Raw genomic sequence first — 15,909 nt, forward strand, 5'->3', positions numbered from 1 at the left:
CTGCATCCGGACCTCTCGCCGCCCACTATTTTTTTAATTCCTTCCCCCCACTGGAGTCTCCATGACCGAAGCATTTGTGTTTGATGCCATCCGCACGCCGCGCGGCAAAGGCAAGAAAGACGGCAGCCTCTATGAAGTCAAACCGATCAACCTGCTGGCCGGCGTGCTGACCGAGTTGCAGCGCCGTAACGACTTCGATACCGCCCAGGTGGACGACGTGGTGATGGGCGTGGTGTCGCCGGTCGGCGAACAAGGCTCGGTCATCGCCAAGGTGGCGGCGCTGAAAGCCGGCTGGGACTTCACCTGCTCGGGCATGCAGGTCAACCGTTTTTGCGCCTCGGGCCTGGAAGCGGTCAATCTGGCGGCGCAAAAAGTGCGCTCCGGCTGGGAAGAACTGGTGGTGGCCGGTGGCGTCGAGAGCATGAGCCGCGTGCCGATCGGCTCCGACGGCGGCGCCTGGGCGATGGACCCGGAAACCAATTCGCAGACCGCTTTCGTGCCGCAAGGCATTGGCGCCGATCTGATTGCCACGCTGGAAGGCTTTTCGCGCCAGGACGTCGACGCGTTCGCGCTGGAGAGCCAGCAACGCGCCGCCAAGGCCCGCGCCAGCGGCTATTTCTCGCACTCGCTGGTGCCCGTCACCGACTTCCTGGGCCAGGTCATTCTGGCCGAGGACGAGTTCATCAAGCCGCAAACCACGCTGGAAGGGCTGGCCTCACTGAAACCGGCTTTCGATCAAATGGGCGGCATGGGTTTCGACCAGGTGGCCCTCACGCGCTACCCGCAGGTGGAGCGCATCCAGCATGTGCACCACGCCGGCAACTCCAGCGGCATCGTCGATGGCGCCGCCGCGCTGTTGATCGGCTCGGAAGCGGCCGGCAAGACCCACGGCTTCACGCCACGGGCCCGCATTGTGGCGGCGGCACTGAGCGGCGCCGACCCCACCATCATGCTGACCGGCCCGATGCCGGCGGCGCGCAAGGCGCTGGCCAAGGCCGGTCTGACGATAGACCAGATCGACTTGTTTGAAGTCAACGAAGCCTTTGCCGCGGTGGTGATGCGTTTCATGAAAGAGATGGGCGTGTCGCACGACCGGGTCAACGTCAACGGCGGCGCCATTGCCATGGGGCATCCGCTGGGCGCCACCGGCGCCATGATCCTGAGCACCTTGATCGACGAACTGCACCGGCGCCAGTTGCGCTACGGCATGGCCACCTTGTGCGTGGGCGGCGGCATGGGCATTGCGACTATCGTGGAAAGAATCTAATGAAGACCATCCAATACCAACTTGACGACGGCATCGCCAGCATCACTTTCGACGAACCCAATTCGCCGGTCAACACCATGTGCCTGCAATGGCAGGAAGACATGTCGGAACTGGTGGCGCAGGTTCTGAAGGATCAGGACAAAATCAAGGGCATCATCCTGGCGTCGGCCAAATCGACCTTCTTCGCCGGCGCCGACCTGAAGGGTGCCATGCGTCTGAAGGTCACGGACGCCAGCGCCATCTTCGCCGAAATTGAACGCGTCAAGAAGAACTTCCGCACCCTGGAAACTCTGGGCAAACCGGTGGTCAGCTGCCTCAACGGCACGGCCCTGGGCGGCGGCTGGGAAGTGGCCCTGGTGGGGCACCACCGGATCGCCATCGACGACCGCAAGATCCAGTTCGGTCTGCCCGAGGTGACGCTGGGTCTGCTGCCCGGCGCCAGCGGCGTGACCAAGATGACGCGCCACCTGGGCTTGATGGGCGCTCAACCTTATCTGGTGGAGGGCAAGACTTTTTCGCCCTCCGAGGCCAAAGGCCTGGGACTGGTGCATGAACTGGTGGCACCGGGCGACGGCGCCGCCGCCGAGATGCGGGCCAAGGCAGTGGCCTGGATTGCCGCCAACCCGAAGGCCCAGCATCCCTGGGAAGACAAGGACTACAAGGTGCCGGGCGGCACCCCGTCCAACCCCAAGGTGGCGATGATGCTGGTGGTGGCCCCGGCCATGATCAAGAAGCAGACGCGCGGCCTCTACCCCGCCCCCGAGGCCATCATGGCCTGCATGGTGGAAGGCTTGCAGGTCGACTTGCCGACCGCCTTGCGCATCGAGAGCCGCTATCTGGCCAAGCTGATGACCGGCAGCGTGGCGCGCGCCATGATCAACACCTTCTTCTTCAATTTGAATGCCATCAAGAGCGGCCAGTCGCGGCCCGCCGGCGTGGCCCGGTTCAAGCCGGCCAAGGTCGGTCTGCTGGGCGCCGGCGCGATGGGCGCCGGCATTGCCTACGCGCAGGCCAGCAAGGGCATCGCCACGGTGCTGAAGGACGTGAGCCAGGAGAAGGCCGAGGCCGGCAAGGCCCACAGCGCCAAACTGACCCAGGCGCGGGTCGACAAAGGCCGCATGAGCGCCGACGAGCAGCAAAAGATCCTGGGCCGCATCCAGGCCACCGGCAACACGTCCGACCTGAAAGACTGCGACCTGATCATCGAAGCCGTGTTCGAGAATCGCGAACTCAAGGCCAGGGTCACTAGGGAAGCCGAGCCGATGCTGGCTGGACCTGACAAAGGGGGCGGCTTCTTTGCCTCCAACACTTCCACCCTGCCGATCAGCGGCCTGGCCAAGGCCAGCGCCGCACCGGAGAAATTCATCGGCATCCACTTCTTCAGCCCGGTCGACAAGATGAAGCTGGTGGAGATCATTCGCGGCCAGCAGACCAGCGACGAAACGGTGGCGCGGGCCTTCGACTACGTGCAAGCCATCGGCAAGATGCCGATCGTGGTGAACGACTCGCGCGGCTTCTTCACCAGCCGCGTCTTCGGCACCTTCGTCATGGAAGGCGTGGCGATGCTGGGCGAAGGCATACCGGCGCCGGCGATCGAGAACGCCGGCATCCAGTGCGGCATGCCGGTAGGCCCGCTGGCGGTGCTGGACGAAACCACTTTGAGCCTGAGCCTGCACGTGATGGAGCAGACCCGTGCCGACTACGCAGCCGAGGGCAAAAACTACGTCGCCGTCCCGGGCGAGGCACTGGTGGCCAGGATGGTGAAAGAGTACCAGCGGCCCGGCCGCGCCGGCGGCGCCGGCTTCTACGAATACCCGACCGAGAAAGGCGCCAAGAAATACCTCTGGCCGCAACTCAAACCGCTGTTTGAAAAGCCCGATGCCCGGTGGAACATCACTGACCTGAAAGACCGCCTGCTGTATCGCCAGGCGGTGGAAACGGCCCGCTGCCTGAGCGAAGGCGTGCTCACCAGCGTGCACGAGGCCAACATCGGCTCCATCTTCGGCATCGGCTTCCCGGCCTGGACCGGCGGCGCCCTGCAGTTCATCTACGGCATGGGGATAGATGCCTTCGTCAAACGCGCCGATCAACTGGCAGCCGCCTTCGGGGCCGGTTTTGCGCTGACGGACGAGGTCAAGGCAACGCTCCAGCGCTATCAACCGGTTTATTGACGAGGTTCACAGTACCGGATTCAAAGTACTTGACATAGTCAAGCAATTGCCTGACGATGTCAGGCATGAACATCAACCCGCCTGCCGCCACCAAGTCGCACATCGAGGCGGTGCGCGGCTTCAACCGTTTCTACACCCGGCGCATCGGCGTGCTGGACCCCTACCTCGGCAGCGAGCTGTCGCTGACCGAGGTGCGGGTGCTGTACGAGCTGGCGCACCGCGACCAGCCCACCGCCACCGAACTGGGCCGCGACCTGGGGCTGGACACCGGTTATTTGAGCCGCATCCTGCGTCGCTTCGAGGCCAAAAACTGGCTGGCCCGGGTACCCTCCATTGCCGACGCGCGGCAAAGCCTGCTGGCGCTGACGGCCGCCGGGCACGCGGCTTTTGCGCCCCTGCAGCAAAAATCGCGCGACGAGGCGGCGGCCCTGCTGGCACCGCTGGCCGACAGCCAGCGCCAGCAGGTGATAGCCGCCATGGAGCGGATGCAGCAGTTGCTGGAGCCGGCCCGCAGGAGCCCGACCCAGTCGATCCTGCTGCGCGACCCGCAAGCCGGCGACATGGGCTGGGTGGTGCAGCAGCACGGCGAAATCTATGCCCGCGAATACGGCTGGAACAACCAGTTCGAAGCCCTGGTGGCGGACATCGTCGCCAAGTACCTGCGCAACCACCAGCCGGCATGGGAGCACTGCTGGATGGCCGAACTGGACGGCCAGCGCGTCGGCTCGGTCTTTGTGGTGCGCAAATCCAGAACCGTGGCCCAGTTGCGCATGTTGATCCTGGCGCCGCGGGCGCGCGGGCTGGGACTGGGCGCGCGCCTGACCGACCAGTGCATCGCCTTCGCGCGCGACAAGGGCTACAAGAAAATGGTGTTGTGGACCAACAGTTGTCTGGGCGCGGCGCGCGACATTTATGCCAGGCGCGGTTTCAAGCTGGTCAAGAGCGAGCCCTACCACGGCTTCGGCCAGGACCTGGTCGGCGAGCACTGGGAACTGAAGCTTTGAAGCTGGCCCTGCTGGCCGCTGCCGCCACCGGCATCCAGGTCGGCGCCGCCATCGTGGCCTCGCGCATGGTGGTGGCCGAGGTGGCGCCGCTGACGCTGGCGATGCTGCGCTATGGCTTCGGTTTTTTGTGTCTGCTGCCGTTTGTCTTCAAACCGCTGGGCGCGGTGACGGCCGACCGGAGAACCTGGAACGCCATCGCCCAGGTGCCCCTGGCGGACCTGGCGGCGATGGCGGCCCTGGGCCTGGGCCAGTTTGCCTTGCTGATCGCCCTGCTCAACTATGGGCTGCAATCGGTAGGCGCGGCGCAGGCGGCCCTGATCTTCAGCCTGTTTCCCCTGCTGACGCTGCTGCTGTCCGGCCTGCTGGGCCGCGAGCCCATCAGCACCCGGCTGCTGCTGGGCGTGCTGCTGTCCATCGCTGGCGTGGCGCTGTCGATGACGCCCAAGCTGGCGCAGGTCGGCAGCGGCCCCTGGTGGGGTGAACTGGCGGTGTTCTCCAGCGCCTGCGTCGGCGCCGTCTGCAGCGTGTTCTACCGGCCTTACCTGCAACGCTATCCAACCCTCAATGTCAGCGCTTTTGCCATGCTGATCTCGGCGCTGGCGCTGGCTGTGCTGGCACTGCCGGAAGACTGGCCGCTGCGCGTCCTGACGCTGCGGCCGCAAGCCTGGGGCATCGTTGCGTTTATCGGCGCCTCCAGCGGCATCGGCTATTTTCTCTGGCTCTACGCGCTCAAGCATGAGTCGCCAACCCGCGTCACCATTTTTCTGGCGCTCAACCCCTTGACGGCCGCCCTGCTGGGAACCTGGCTGCTACATGAAATCTTCGATGTCTGGCTGGCCGCTGCCATCGTCTTGATTGCCGTGGGGTTATGGCTGGCCACCCGCTCGCCGGCGGACCAGGCACGGCGATAATTGGCGAATGCCTGAAAGCCTCCCTCTACCGGCGCCCGCCGCCACCGGGCAGCCGCGGCCCGCTTCGCTGACCGATCTGTTCTGGTCCTTCACCTGGCTGGCTTTACAGGGCTTTGGCGGGGTGCTGGCGATCGTGCAGCGCGAACTGGTGGAGAAGAAACAGTGGCTGACGCGCGAGCAGTTTCTGGAAGACTGGGCGGTGGCGCAGATTCTGCCCGGCCCCAACGTGGTCAACCTGTCGCTGATGATTGGCGACCGCTACTTCGGCTTGCGCGGCGCCCTGGTGGCGCTGGCCGGCATGTTGACCTTTCCTCTCCTGATCGTGCTGGCGCTGGCGGCCGTCTTCACCGGCATTTCCGATTCGCCCGGGGCGCAGGGCGCGCTGCGCGGCATGGGCGCGGTGGCGGCCGGCCTGATCACCGCCACCGGTCTGAAACTGATCAGTGCCTTGAAAACCAACGTCCTGGGCCGCGCCGTTTGCTGGGCGCTGGCCGTCCTGACGTTTATCGCGGTGGCCCTGCTGCACGTGCCTTTGATCTGGGTGCTGCTGGGCCTCGGCGGACTGGCCTGGGCCTGGGCTTATCGGCAACTGGGCCGCTCCGCGCTGGCGGGGACCAAGCCATGATGCTGGCCTTGACGGCCTCCGACTGGCTGGCGCTGTTGACCCATTTCCTGTCGCTGTCACTGCTGGCCGTGGGCGGTGCCATCACCACGGCACCCGACATGCACCGCTATCTGGTGGATGAGCAGCATTGGCTGGGCGACATCCAGTTCACTTCTTCCATCGCGCTGGCACAGGCGGCCCCCGGTCCCAACGTGTTGTTCATCGCGCTGCTGGGCTGGAATGTCGGCATCAATGCCGGCGGCGGCGTCAGCGCCGGTGCCAGTGCCTGGCCTTATGCCGCGCTGGGCACCTTGCTGGCCATGATTGGCATCCTGGTTCCCAGCACCACCCTGACCTTCGCGGCGGCGCGCTGGGGCCATCAAAACCGCGAACTGCGAGCGGTACGTGCCTTCAAGCAAGGCATGGCGCCTATCGTGATTGCGCTGCTGATTGCCACCGGCTGGATTCTGGCCGTCAGCCACGGCAGCGCGCTGAAGAACTGGCCCATGTGGCTGCTCACCGCCCTGACCACCCTGCTGATCTGGCGCACCCGGCTACACCTGCTATGGCTGTTGGCCGCCGGCGGACTGCTGGGCTGGCTGGGCTGGGTTTAGGGTAAGGAGATCATCTCGGACTCACGCAGGTATATTCAGAAACGGGCAGGACTGAGCATTTGAGCGCTCAGCCCATAAGCGGCAACGTGATCCGGCAATGGCAGGCCGCGCACCAGTGAGGCGCACGATTCACCCATGGCAGCGGATGACATGATGCCCGAGCCGCCTTGTGCCGCGACCCAGAAAAAACCGGGCACCTGAGGGTCGAAGCCGCCTACATGGCCTGCGTCGGAAACAAACGAGCGCAAACCAGCCCAAGTGCGTGTCGGCCGGCGAATCTTCAGGTTGCTCATCTCCTCAATGCGGTAGATTCCCAGAGCAATGTCCAATTCCTCTGGCTGGACATCCTGCGGGACCACGAGGTCGGCGTTGGAGGGGGAGCCCAGTAGCATGCCGGCATCGGGTTTGAAGTACCAATCGTCACCGATGTCAAACACCATCGGCCAATGGGCAGTCGCGATACCTTCGGGTGGTGCGAAGATGAACGCCGAGCGCCGACGTGGCTCCAGGCCGATGGGCTTCACACCGGCAAGTTGTGCCACCACATCGGCCCAGGCGCCGGCGGCATTGATCACTATCGGAGCCTCATAGCTGACTCCGCCGGCCTGCACCTGCCACAGGTCTCCAGATCGCTGGAGCGTGGTCACTTCGGCGTTGCACATCACTTTACCCCCAGCGCGCCGCACTCCGCGCAAGTAACCCTGATGCAGGGCATCCACATCAATGTCAACGGCGTCAGGGTCCAGCAGGGCACCCAAAACCTTTTCAGGGCGAAGCACCGGTACCAACGCACAGGTGGCGACGCTGTCGAGCAGTTGCGCGCGCGGCGTGTTGGCGCGCAGGATGTCCCAGTGCTCGGCCAGTAATGCGTCCTGTCCCTGCGTGGACACCATCATGGCCCCGCGTGGGGAGATCAGTGGATGCTCGCAAAAGCCGGCCGGTGGTGTCTCGAAAAAGGTGCGACTGGCCTTGCTCAGGGCACACACCTGGGGTGTGCCGTAGCTCTCCATGAACAATGCTGCCGAGCGCCCCGTGGCGTGATAACCTGGCTGGGATTCCCGCTCGAGCAGGATCACGCGACCATGGGGTGCAAGCCAGTAGCCAACCGATGCTGCGGCAATGCCCGCGCCAATGATAAGAAAGTCATATTTTTCAGTCATTTTCATGAACCTTCATCCGAACCAGAGCGTTGCGCGCACAAGGCTTGCTGACGTAATGAATCCAAAGTAGCCGTGGGCGTGATGGCCTGCGGGTCAATCAGGCAATGCAACAGCGCGGGCTGACCACTGGCCATGGCACGCTGCAAGGCGGGTCCAAAGGCCGCCGTGTCGGTGACGCGCTCACCATAGGCACCAAAAGCTTGGGCGTAAGCGGCAAAGTCAGGATTTTGCAACTGCGTGGCTACCACGCGTTCGGGGTAGTTGCGCTCCTGATGCATGCGAATCGTCCCGAACATGCCGTTGTCAAGCAAAATGATCAGGATGGGGAGCTTGTATTGCACGGCGGTGGCCAGTTCTTGCCCATGCATCAAGAAGTCGCCATCTCCGGCAAACACGACCACGCTGCGCTCTGGCCATAAGCGTTTTGCGGCGACGCCTGCGGGCAGGCCATAGCCCATGGATCCACTGGTGGGAGCGAGTTGGGTGGCGTAATGGCGAAATGGCCAGAAGCGATGCACCCATATCGCAAAGTTGCCCGCACCGTTGCACATGATGCTGTCTGCGGGCAAAACCTGGCGCAAATGACGCATGACCTCGGCCATCTGCAACTGGCCAGGAATGCGGATTGGCGTCGGATCGGTCCATTGCACAAAATCAGCATGGGCTTCGTTTGTCCAATCGCACCACGCCGCGTTTTTTGCCACTTGAAGTCGGGATGCGGCCAATGCAAAGGCCGCGGGAGAAGCATGAATCGGCAAATCGGCGCGGTAAACACGCCCGAGTTCATCCGGATCTGGATAGACATGCACCAAGGCTTGTTGAGGCACCGGAATATCTAACACGGTATAGCCCTGGGAGGGCACTTCAGAGAATCGGCCACCGACCAGCAAAACCAAATCGGCCTGTTTGACACGTTTGATCAATTTCGGGTTCGCTCCAAATCCAAAGTCACCGGCGTAGCAGGCATGCTCCGCTGAAAAGAGCATCTGCCGCCGGAACGAGCAAGCCACCGGCAACTGATAGTGCTCTGCAAACAAGGTGATGTGCTCCACCGCAGTGGCTGACCAACGGCTACCCCCCAGAATCATCAAGGGGCGCTGGGCGGCTTCGAGTCGCTTCTGCAACTCAAGCATGGCCGTTGTGCCAGGATCGGTTTCGATGACCTGATAGGGCAACACAGGTCGACCTGTGCAGGCTTCAGCATGGGCCAGCGCCAGTACTTCGGTCAACATGTCTTCGGGCAAAGCAATGACCACCGGACCGGGACGCCCCGAGGTAGCCACATGAAATGCTCTGGATATCAATTCGGGCAAGCGGCCCACCTCATCGATTTCGGTCACCCATTTGGCGAGATTACCAAACACCGCGCGGTAATCCAACTCCTGAAACGCTTCACGCTCGCGTGCATCACGTTCGACTTGACCGACAAACAGGATCATGGGTGTGGAGTCCTGTCGGGCGATGTGAACACCAGCCGATGCGTTTGTGGCTCCGGGCGCTCGCGTCACAAAGCAGATCCCGGGGCGACCGGTAAGTTTGCCGTGTGCCTCGGCCATCATGGCCGCCCCTCCCTCCTGGCGACAGACGGTGACTTCAATCGACGGTGCATCATAGAGCGCATCCAAAACGGCCAGGAAGCTCTCTCCAGGCACACAAAACACGTGTCCGACACCATGAATCTTGAGCTGGTCCACCAGGATTTGACCACCTGTTTGCGATGTTGCCATGTCTCTATTTCCTTGGACGAAATGTTTCTGTTTATGAATCAATGTGCTGGTGCTTTTGTGGCCATCGCAGGCGGCGTTCGACTGGCGCCGGAATCAACATCACACGACATTGATTTCCAGCAGGGGTTGGTTGGCAATAATGCGCTGCCAACCGAAGGCCGAGAGATCCAGAGTGCGGTATTCGCCATAGGTCACCAGCTCTGACAAGGCCCGGCCGACAGCGGGGGATTGCTGCATGCCGTGGCCACTAAAGCCGTTTGCAAACAACAAGTTGTCCACTTCCGGGTGCGCGCCGAGGATCAGGTTGTGATCCAAAGTGTTCATGTCGTAGTGTCCGGCCCACGCATTTTTCATGCGCACGGCCTCAAAGCCGGGAACTCGTGTTGCCAATATCGGCCACAGCACTTCGTCAAACAACGCGTGCTGCACCTCGAAGTCAAAGCATTCAGGGTCTTGGTCTTCTGGCGGCGAGATGCCGCAAATAAAGCCGCTCCCCTCAGGCCGGAAATAGGCGCCACTGGGGTCAACTACCAGCGGGCAAGGGTCAACTTTTGCGGGCGAGGTGAAATGGAAAACACAGCGTTTGCGTGACTCAACCGGCAACACGATGCCCGCGCTTTGCGCCAGTAAGTGGGCACCGGTGCCGGCAGCGTTAATGACCACAGAGCAAGCCACCGTCGAGCCGTCGGACAGACTCACCGATTGAATATGGTGACCCTGTCGGTTAATGCCCATGACTTGGGCTTGGCGGTACTGCACACCCAAGGAAAGCGCCTTGCGCCTGAAGCCTTGCAGCAATCCGTAGGCATCAAGCCAACCTTCGCCCGACAAGCCCAAGGAGCCGGCACTTAAGTCATTGGTATTCATCCAGGCGAAGCGCTGTTGCAGTTGCGCTGGCGTCAACAAGACCACATCAGCATTCAAACCGCGTTGCACGCGGTGGTTGGATTGCAGAATTTCGCGCCCGGCATTGGAGGCCAGGAACAGATAGCCGCCTTCGTGAAAGCTGACTTCAGGTGCCTCGCCATTGACCGACAGATGCTCACCAATGTGCTTGATGAACTGCGTCCCGAACTGCGACATCTGAATGTTGCCAGGGGTCGAAAACTGGTGTCGTATCGACGCCGCTGAGAGTGTGGTGGCGCATTTTTCGTAGGTGAAGTCTTGTTCCACCACCAGCACAGACCCTCTGAAGTCAGCTTGGGATGCCAAAAAGTAAGCCGCCGAGCTGCCAACAGCAGCCCCACCCACAATGACTACATCAACTTTTTTCATAAAAACAAATTAGTTGTAAAAATATCAACTTTATTTATTATAAGTAAATATAATTCCCTTTACGAAACCTTTTTTCTTAATCGAGTCATCCCATGCCCACCGCAAATGCGCTTCTTCTTTCTCTCATGCAACGTTTTGGCGTTGCCCCACCCACCTACACCGGTGGCACGCTACGGGTCGCATCACCGATTGATGGCAGCGAACTGGGCCGACTTCCGGTACACAGTCAGCAACAGGTGGAACAGATCGTCAATAGTGCGCATCAAGCGTTTTTGACATGGCGCAACATGCCGGCACCTCGGCGTGGCGAGCTCATTCGTTTGCTGGGCGAAGAGTTGCGCCTGGCCAAAAACGACTTGGGTCAGCTGGTCTCACTCGAAGCCGGAAAAATTCTCTCCGAGGGCTTGGGTGAAGTGCAGGAAATGATTGACATCTGTGATTTCGCCGTGGGGCTCTCGCGCCAACTTTATGGCTTGACGATCGCGTCAGAGCGGCCCGGCCATCGCATGATGGAAACCTGGCATCCACTGGGTGTGGTCGGTGTCATCAGTGCCTTTAACTTCCCCGTGGCAGTCTGGTCCTGGAACACCGCGCTAGCTATCGTATGTGGTGATCCGGTCGTCTGGAAACCATCCGAAAAAACTCCGCTGGCCGCCTTGGCCTGCCAAGCCCTGTTTGAACGAGCTGCAAAACGCTTTGGCGATGCGCCTGAAGGTTTGTCGCAACTGGTCATTGGTGCCCGGGAAGTGGGCGAAGCACTGGTTAATCACACCAAAGTGGCGTTGCTTTCAGCCACCGGCAGCACCCGCATGGGGCGCGACGTGGGCCCGAATGTGGCGCGGCGTTTCGGTCGCAGCCTGCTGGAACTGGGTGGCAACAACGCGGTCATCATCGCACCCACCGCGGACCTTGATTTGGCCGTGCGCGGCATCTTGTTTGCCGCCGTCGGTACCGCCGGGCAGCGCTGCACCACCACCAGACGCCTGATCGTGCACCACAGCGTACGCCAAGCCTTGACGGAACGCCTCAAAAAAGCCTATCAGGCGTTGCCCATCGGCAATCCCTTGACGCCGGGCACCTTGGTCGGGCCACTGATTGACAAGGCATCGTTTGAGGCCATGCAGGAAGCGTTGGTGAAGGCTCAAGAGGAGGGTGGCGTGGTGTTTGGTGGAGCGCGCGTTCTACAGGAGCAGTTCTCCAATGCCTATTACGTCAAGCCAGCCATTGTCGAAATGCCTATGCAAACCGAGGTTGTGCGCCACGAGACCTTCGCCCCCATTTTGTATGTCATGGGCTACGAACATTTTGAAGAGGCCGTAGCCATGCAAAACGATGTTCCGCAAGGCTTGTCGTCGGCCATTTTCAGCAATGACTTGCGTGAGGCTGAGACCTTCCTGAGCGCTAGCGGCTCAGATTGCGGTATTGCCAACGTCAACATTGGCACTTCCGGAGCCGAAATCGGCGGAGCCTTTGGCGGCGAGAAGGATACCGGGGGAGGCCGCGAGTCGGGCTCGGATGCCTGGCGCGCTTACATGCGCCGCGCGACCAACACCGTCAATTATTCAAAAGAACTCCCGCTGGCGCAGGGTGTTCAGTTTGAGGTCTAGCCCAGAGGGGGCAGGTAGCTTGTGTATGCCTAATCGCTCTCTGGCAAGGAGCATTTTTAATATTGGAGTGAGACAAATGAAATTTTCCCTGAAGAAGACCTTGATCGGTGCATCGGTGGCCGCCGCCGCTCTGCTGGCAACCTCAAACGTCTTGGCGCAAGCGGCCTACAAAATTGGCGTAGCCGGCCCAATGACCGGCGGTATCGCCGCCTACGGTGAAGAAATGCGCAAAGGCGCGCAGCAAGCTGCCGATGACATCAACGCCGCCGGCGGCATCAATGGCAAAAAAGTTGAAATCGTCATTGGTGATGATGCCTGCGAGCCCAAGCAAGCAGTTACCGTGGCTTCGCGTTTGATTGAAAAAGACAAAGTCAACGTGGTGGTAGGGCACTTTTGTTCGTCAAGCACCATTCCCGCCTCTGAAGCCTATGCCGAGGCAGATATGTTGATGATCACGCCAGCCTCTACCAACCCCAAAGTGACCGAACGTAACCTGCCCAACGTCTTGCGCACCTGTGGACGTGACGACCAGCAGGGCTTTGTAGCGGGTAACTACATCGTCGACATACTCAAGTCCAAACGCGTCGTGCTGATTCATGACAAGGACACGTATGGTCAAGGCGTGGCCAATGCCACTCAAGCCCAACTCAACAAGCGTGGTCTCAAGGAGATCATGTACGAAGGGCTGACCCGTGGTGAAAAGGATTACAACGCCTTGGTCACCAAAATCAAATCCGCCAATGCAGATTTGATTCACTTTTCTGGCCTGTCATCTGAGGCCGGTACCCTGTTGCGGCAAGTGCGCGAGCAAGGGCTCAACATCCAGGTGATGGTGACCGATGGTGCCGTTGAGGATACTTTTGCGACTGCCGCCGGCGGCAAACAGGTGCTTAAAGGTGTCTTGGTGACCTTCGGGGAAGACCCCCGTTTGATTCCTGATGGCAAGGCTGTGGTCGAAAAGATTCGCAAGGGTGGCTTCGAGCCGGCTGGCTTCACTTTGTACACCTACGCTGGCGTGCAAGTTGCGGCAGCGGCTTTGAAGGGTGCCAACTCCAGTTCTGGCGCAGCCATGGCCAAATGGATCAAGGCCAACACGGTCCCCACAATTCTGGGCAAGAAATCGTGGGATGCCAAGGGGGATCTGACTTCGGCCGCGTACGTGGTTAGCGTCTACAAGGATGACGGCACCTACGTCAGGGTTTCCAAGTAAGCCATTCTGAATCACTGATTGACTCTATCAGCACCCTGTTGTGGCCCATGGCCATGACAGGTGTTTGATCAGGAACTATTGAGGATGTAGCGGCGTCCAGTGTTTCAAAAGATATCGGGAATACACGATGGATGGACATATTTTCGGCCAGCAAGTGGTCAACGGGATGGTTCTAGGCATGATTTATGGGCTCATCGCTGTCGGTTACAGCATGGTCTACGGAGTCATCGGGATGATCAACTTTGCCCATGGCGATGTTTACATGATCTCGGCCTATATCACCGGCATTACCCTGAGCGTGTTGGCATTTTTTGGCGTGCAAGCGCTGCTGCCGGTGCTGATCATCGCGTTGCTGGTGGTGATGCTGGTCACGGGGGTCTATGGCTGGGTGATTGAGCGTGTGGCCTACCGGCCGCTGCGCGGTTCGCCGATGCTGGCACCCTTGATTTCAGCCATTGGTGTGTCGCTATTTCTGGAAGCCTACGTGCAGATTGCCCAAGGCCCCAATCCTCAAGGCATCAAGCCCTACCTGTCAGGTGCCTTTCGTTTCTGGACCGGCACTGGGGTCGACCAATTTTTTCAAATCACCTACATTCAGACGGTCATCGTGGTGGTGGCGCTGGCCAGCATGGCAGGACTGGCGTACCTGATTGGTTACACCAGTTTGGGGCGCTCTTGCCGCGCCACGCAACAAGATTCCAAAATGGCCACGCTGTTGGGCATTGACACCAACCGGATCATTTCCATGGTCTTTGTGATTGGCTCGGTATCGGCCAGCATCGCCGGTTTTCTGGTGACCCTCAATTACGGTTCATTTGATTTCTATATCGGCTTCGTCGTCGGCATCAAGGCCTTTACCGCCGCCGTTCTGGGCGGCATTGGCTCGCTCCCTGGAGCTTTGCTGGGGGGCTTGCTGCTGGGGCTGCTGGAATCGCTCTTTTCAGGCTACGTCAGTACCGACTACAAGGACGTATTTTCTTTCTCGGTACTCATCATCGTGTTGATTTTTAAACCGAGTGGTTTATTGGGTCGCCCGGCCGTGGAGAAAGTATGAACTCACGCCATCCATCCTCTCAAACTGTCTCGGCCCAGGCGTCGGCCAAATGGCGCGAGCTGCTGCGCGATGCCTTGTTCACCTTTGTCTTGGCCTGGATCGTGTTTGGCCCGATCACTGGCTTGCAGTTGAAGGGCCTTGACTTCATCGCCAACTGGCAGCGTCCGTTATGGCTGGCCGTCATCGTCACAATGGGTCGCTTGTTGTTCCTGACGGCGCTCAATACCGATTGGTTAAAAGACCGTCTACAGCGCTCGGCCATCAAGACAGCGCAGGCGGCCACCGTACAAACGGCCCAGGAGTGGAAAAAATGGGCCATCATCAGCGCTGTAGCAGCAGCGGTGGCGTTTGCCTTGCCGTTTGTATTTCTCAACAACAGCTATGTGATGAAATCTTTGCTGTTGGCCATGATCTACGTGTTGCTCGGATTGGGGCTGAACATTGTGGTCGGCTTGGCGGGCTTGCTTGATCTCGGGTTTGTGGCGTTTTACGCGGTTGGGGCCTACTTTCTGGCCTTGGGTGCACAGCATTGGGGTTTGGGCTTTTGGGGGGCCCTGGTTTTGTCGCCTCTGCTGGCGGCTGCCTTGGGCGGCTTGCTCGGTTTTACCGTGCTCAGAACCCACGGCGACTATCTGGCCATCGTCACCTTGGGGTTTGGTGAAATCATTCGCCTGGTGCTGACCAACTGGTTGGCCGTCACGGGCGGCCCGAACGGCTTGCCGGTACCGGCACCAACATTTTTCGGCCTGGAGTTTTCCCGCATTGCCAAATTTGGCGGTACCCCGTTTCACGAGTTCATGGGTTGGGAATACAACACCAACATGAAATTTCTATTCCTCTACGTGGTCTTGTTTTTGGTGCTGGCGTTGATGATTTTCTGGGTCTACCGCTTGCGCGTGATGCCCATGGGCCGCGCCTGGGAGGCGCTGCGCGAAGACGAAATTGCCTGCCGCTCGCTCGGCATCAACCCGGTGGTGGTGAAGCTCTCGGCGTTCATGATGGGCGCCATGACCGGTGGTTTGGCAGGCGTGTTTTTTGCCAGTTACCAGGGGTTTGTCAACCCGACATCATTCACTTTCTTCGAATCGGCACTGATTCTGGCGATTGTGGTGCTGGGGGGGTTGGGCTCCATTGTCGGCGTCATCGTGGCCGCTTTTGTGCTGACATTGCTGCCCGAGATGCTGCGCGAGTTTGCCGACTTTCGTATTCTGGCCTTTGGCATCTTGATGGTGCTGATGATGATTTGGCGGCCGCGCGGTTTGATTCGCACCCGTCGCCCGGTCTTCACCATCGCTGAGAGGTAAA

Annotated in this window: 13 protein-coding genes; 10 read left to right on the forward strand and 3 right to left on the reverse strand. The window is 60.4% G+C overall.

Annotation, left to right across the window (positions count from 1 at the left end):
• Positions 1-61 precede the first annotated feature (61 nt).
• The 6 genes from PHS32_RS02475 to PHS32_RS02500 all read left to right on the forward strand — a co-directional run bounded on the left by PHS32_RS02475 (position 62) and on the right by PHS32_RS02500 (position 6,571).
• The gene (locus tag PHS32_RS02475; RefSeq protein WP_301077200.1) at positions 62-1,267 is read left to right on the forward strand and encodes an acetyl-CoA C-acetyltransferase; all 1,206 of its coding nucleotides are present in this window, start codon (positions 62-64) and stop codon (positions 1,265-1,267) included.
• The gene (locus tag PHS32_RS02480; protein WP_301077201.1) at positions 1,267-3,438 is read left to right on the forward strand and encodes a 3-hydroxyacyl-CoA dehydrogenase NAD-binding domain-containing protein; all 2,172 of its coding nucleotides are present in this window, start codon (positions 1,267-1,269) and stop codon (positions 3,436-3,438) included. Before PHS32_RS02475 ends, PHS32_RS02480 begins: the two co-directional genes overlap by 1 nt.
• 65 nt (positions 3,439-3,503) lie before the next feature.
• Positions 3,504-4,442, forward strand: coding sequence for a helix-turn-helix domain-containing GNAT family N-acetyltransferase (locus PHS32_RS02485; protein ID WP_301077203.1), 939 nt, complete (start codon positions 3,504-3,506; stop codon positions 4,440-4,442).
• The gene (locus tag PHS32_RS02490) at positions 4,439-5,353 is read left to right on the forward strand and encodes a DMT family transporter (protein WP_301077204.1); all 915 of its coding nucleotides are present in this window, start codon (positions 4,439-4,441) and stop codon (positions 5,351-5,353) included. The genes PHS32_RS02485 and PHS32_RS02490 overlap by 4 nt, the downstream gene beginning before the upstream one ends.
• Before the next feature lie 7 nt (positions 5,354-5,360).
• Positions 5,361-5,978, forward strand: coding sequence for a chromate transporter (locus PHS32_RS02495; protein ID WP_301077205.1), 618 nt, complete (start codon positions 5,361-5,363; stop codon positions 5,976-5,978).
• A complete protein-coding gene (locus PHS32_RS02500; RefSeq protein ID WP_301077206.1) occupies positions 5,975-6,571 on the forward strand; it encodes a chromate transporter in 597 nt (198 codons plus the stop codon). Before PHS32_RS02495 ends, PHS32_RS02500 begins: the two co-directional genes overlap by 4 nt.
• A 35-nt stretch (positions 6,572-6,606) precedes the next feature.
• On the opposite strand, the gene PHS32_RS02505 is transcribed toward PHS32_RS02500, so the two are convergent.
• From PHS32_RS02505 to PHS32_RS02515, 3 genes are all read right to left on the reverse strand, one after another.
• Positions 6,607-7,731: an FAD-binding oxidoreductase gene (locus PHS32_RS02505; RefSeq protein ID WP_301077255.1), complete on the reverse strand. Its 1,125-nt coding sequence runs from the start codon at positions 7,729-7,731 to the stop codon at positions 6,607-6,609.
• A gap of 2 nt (positions 7,732-7,733) precedes the next feature.
• A complete protein-coding gene (locus PHS32_RS02510) occupies positions 7,734-9,458 on the reverse strand; it encodes a thiamine pyrophosphate-binding protein (protein WP_301077207.1) in 1,725 nt (574 codons plus the stop codon).
• A gap of 99 nt (positions 9,459-9,557) precedes the next feature.
• Positions 9,558-10,733: an FAD-binding oxidoreductase gene (locus PHS32_RS02515; RefSeq protein WP_301077208.1), complete on the reverse strand. Its 1,176-nt coding sequence runs from the start codon at positions 10,731-10,733 to the stop codon at positions 9,558-9,560.
• Between the two features lie 92 nt (positions 10,734-10,825).
• On the opposite strand from PHS32_RS02515, the gene PHS32_RS02520 reads away from it, so the two are divergent.
• From PHS32_RS02520 to livM, 4 genes are all read left to right on the forward strand, one after another.
• The gene (locus PHS32_RS02520) at positions 10,826-12,340 is read left to right on the forward strand and encodes an aldehyde dehydrogenase family protein (RefSeq protein ID WP_301077209.1); all 1,515 of its coding nucleotides are present in this window, start codon (positions 10,826-10,828) and stop codon (positions 12,338-12,340) included.
• Positions 12,341-12,416: 76 nt separating this feature from the next.
• Positions 12,417-13,550 carry a branched-chain amino acid ABC transporter substrate-binding protein gene (locus PHS32_RS02525; protein ID WP_301077210.1) on the forward strand — a complete coding sequence of 378 codons (1,134 nt, stop codon included), beginning with the start codon at positions 12,417-12,419 and terminating at the stop codon, positions 13,548-13,550.
• Between the two features lie 127 nt (positions 13,551-13,677).
• A complete protein-coding gene (locus PHS32_RS02530) occupies positions 13,678-14,604 on the forward strand; it encodes a branched-chain amino acid ABC transporter permease LivH (RefSeq protein ID WP_301077211.1) in 927 nt (308 codons plus the stop codon).
• Complete coding sequence (livM, locus tag PHS32_RS02535; protein WP_301077212.1) at positions 14,601-15,908, forward strand: high-affinity branched-chain amino acid ABC transporter permease LivM; 1,308 nt, start codon at positions 14,601-14,603, stop codon at positions 15,906-15,908. The genes PHS32_RS02530 and livM overlap by 4 nt, the downstream gene beginning before the upstream one ends.
• Position 15,909 lies beyond the last annotated feature (1 nt).

The sequence above is a fragment of the Rhodoferax sp. genome (assembly GCF_028714215.1).
GTDB lineage: Bacteria > Pseudomonadota > Gammaproteobacteria > Burkholderiales > Burkholderiaceae_C > Rhodoferax.